We start from the raw sequence: 2,781 nt of genomic DNA on the forward strand, positions 1-2,781 counted from the left end.
GTTGTGTACTTGTGCCAGCCAATGGGCGAGCCGGCCTCGATGGCCAGGCGCTTGCGCACGGTGGGCGGCAATACCTTCTCGCGGTAGGCTTTATCCTGGAGTCCAGTTGTCGGCCCCGGCGCAGAGGTTGGCAGGGTCCACCATTTCCAGGCTCCAGCCGCCGGCCTGCTTGCGCGCGTCGCGGTACCAGGCGTCCGAATACGTCACCTCGAACAGTACCCGGCCGCCGGCGCCCCGCAGCACCAGCTGGTCGCCGCCGTTGCTGAGCGCGGGGAAATTCGTGAGCCCATACGCTTTACCGAACGACGCAAATTGCGCCGCCCGCGTGCTGCCGCAAACCACCGCGTACTGCCCCGGCAGCAGCCGCGCCGTATCGGGGAAAATGGCCTGGGCGGTGGCACCCGTCTTGCCCAGCCGCACCCCGCGCAGGCTGAGGGTTTTGGTAGCCGAGCGGTTGTAAATCTCCACAAACTCTGATTCGGGCAAGCCCACCACCGGCGTCTCATCGGCTAGTATTTCACTGATAATCAAATCACCAAAACCCGGGGCCACCGGCAGGCCCACGAAGCTGGCCGCCAGGGCCCCCGGCGCCGCGTTGCCAAACAGGTCGGCCACCTGCCGCGCCTCCAGCACGTTGGCCGCCGGCAAATCGGCCCCAAACGTGAGGCGCACCACGGCCGGATTATTGGCCAAAATTTCGGCCGCCACCGGCACGGCGCCGCCGCGCAGCTGGTAGCCGGCCGCCAGGGCCCCCGTAGCTGGGTCCACGGCTTCGTTGAACACCACTTCCACCCGGCGCGCATCGAGCGGCGTGGCCCGCAGCAGCAGGGGCGGGGTGGCGTCCACCACGTTGAAATCGTCGAAGTAGAAGTTTTTGCCGTTCGCCGACGAGTACAGTAAGGCCACGCCCGCGGCGGCGCTGTGCTGGTAGGCGGCATCGGTGGCCGGGGCCCCGTCGGCCACGAAATTGCGGCCCCCGGCGAGGTCGCGCTCCAGTGTCCAGCGGCTAGCGGTGCTGCGGGTGATGCGCACGCGCACCAAATTATTGGTGCTGCTGCTCAGCGTACCAGTCTTACCCGTGATGAAGGCTACGGCCGTTTTTGCCGAGTCTTTGCGGAACAGGGTAAGGTTGTCGGCGGTGCCGCCCAGGCGCACGAAGTAGCCGCTGGTGGCGGCGCTGCCCAGGTCGGGCCCCGAGGCCAGCAACCACACGTCGGCCAGGTTGCTGGCGCTGGTGGCCAGGCGCAGGTTGGCCCAGAATTCCCAGGTGGTGCCGGTGCTGGCGCGGCAGGGTGCGGCCAGCTGGAGGCGGGTGCCGGTCACGGCCGGGCCATTGCTTTGCAGCTGGCCCTGGGTATTGACGGTAAAGAAATTAGCGGTGCCGGCCCAGGTAGGGTTTTGAGTAAAGTTGCCGTCGGCAAAATCGTCGCGCAGTTGGGCCGAGGCCGCGTGGGAAAACAATAAAAAAGCTAAGAATAGTAATTGTTTCGACATTAATAAGCGGATTAAAAGGGTATTAGCGTCGAATGTAACCCATTTTTAATGACCTTTGCCGGGCGCGCGCACTGGTTTGCGCGCCGGTTCACCTCCCCGCTTTGCCTCCCCAAAACCTGCCGTTGTGGGGCCCCCGCCCCGGTGGATTAGTCCTTGTTTACCGCTAACTGTTAACTGGAATACATGAAACTTGCCATTGTGGGTGCCACCGGCCTGGTGGGCACCGAGCTGCTGAAAGTGCTGGCCGAGCGCCAGTTTCCCCTCACCGAGCTACTGCCCGTGGCCTCGGCCAAATCGGTGGGCCAACTGGTTCATTTCCTGGGCAAAGACTACCCCGTGGTGAGTATGGACGACGCCATTGCGGCCCGGCCCGACATCGCCATTTTCTCGGCCGGTGGCTCGGTTTCGAAGGAGCACGCCCCGCGCTTCGCCGCCGTGGGCACCACCGTGGTCGATAATTCCTCGGCCTGGCGCATGGACCCCACCAAGAAGCTGGTGGTGCCCGAAATCAACGCCAGCACCCTCACGGCCGACGACAAAATCATTGCCAACCCGAACTGCTCTACCATTCAGATGGTGGTGGCCCTGAACGACTTGCACAAGGCTTATGGCTTGCAGCGCATCGTGGTGAGCACCTACCAGAGCGTGACCGGCACCGGCAAAAAAGCCGTGGACCAGCTCCTGGAGGAGCGTGCCGGCCAGGTGGCCAGCAACCCCGCCTACCCGTACCCCATCGACCTGAACGTACTGCCCCACATCGACGTGTTCGAGGAGAACGGCTACACCAAGGAGGAGATGAAAATGGTGCACGAAACCAAGAAAATCATGGGCGACAGCAACATCCAAGTGACGGCCACCTGCGTGCGCATCCCCGTGATGGGCGGCCACTCGGAGGCCCTGAACGTGCAGTTCCACAAGGAGTTTGCCCTGAACGAGGTGCGCGCCATTTTGCACGATACCGCTGGCGTGGAGCTGGTGGACGAGCCCAGCCAGAACCGCTACCCCATGCCCAAAGACAGCCACGGCCGCGACGCCGTGCTGGTGGGCCGCCTGCGCCGCGACGAAACCCAGCCCTGCACCCTGAACATGTGGGTAGTGGCCGACAACCTGCGCAAAGGCGCCGCCACCAACGCCGTCCAAATCGCCGAATACTTGGTAGCCAATAAGTTGGTGGGGTAGTCCGCTCTACATCTAACCGCTGCGCTGTGGCGGCCCGCTCACGTTCTAGGGCCCCCAGGGCTAGTTAAAAATTACAAGGGAAGGGTTGGAAACGGTCGCCGTTTCCAA

Annotated in this window: 3 protein-coding genes; 1 reads left to right on the forward strand and 2 read right to left on the reverse strand. The window is 63.7% G+C overall.

Going from position 1 to position 2,781, the window contains the following annotated elements:
- Both BEN49_RS31180 and BEN49_RS13800 read right to left on the reverse strand, forming a co-directional pair.
- Window positions 1-59: hypothetical protein (locus BEN49_RS31180; protein ID WP_438831783.1), on the reverse strand; the 59-nt coding region annotated here is incomplete at its 3' end.
- 31 nt (window positions 60-90) lie between these two features.
- A complete protein-coding gene (locus tag BEN49_RS13800; protein ID WP_094123164.1) occupies window positions 91-1,494 on the reverse strand; it encodes a lamin tail domain-containing protein in 1,404 nt (467 codons plus the stop codon).
- A gap of 183 nt (window positions 1,495-1,677) precedes the next feature.
- Between BEN49_RS13800 and BEN49_RS13805 the strand changes: the two genes are divergently transcribed.
- Window positions 1,678-2,673, forward strand: coding sequence for an aspartate-semialdehyde dehydrogenase (locus BEN49_RS13805; RefSeq protein WP_070744319.1), 996 nt, complete (start codon window positions 1,678-1,680; stop codon window positions 2,671-2,673).
- Window positions 2,674-2,781 lie beyond the last annotated feature (108 nt).

Origin of the sequence: Hymenobacter coccineus, assembly GCF_001816125.1 — a bacterium.
Classification (GTDB): Bacteria; Bacteroidota; Bacteroidia; order Cytophagales; family Hymenobacteraceae; genus Hymenobacter; species Hymenobacter coccineus.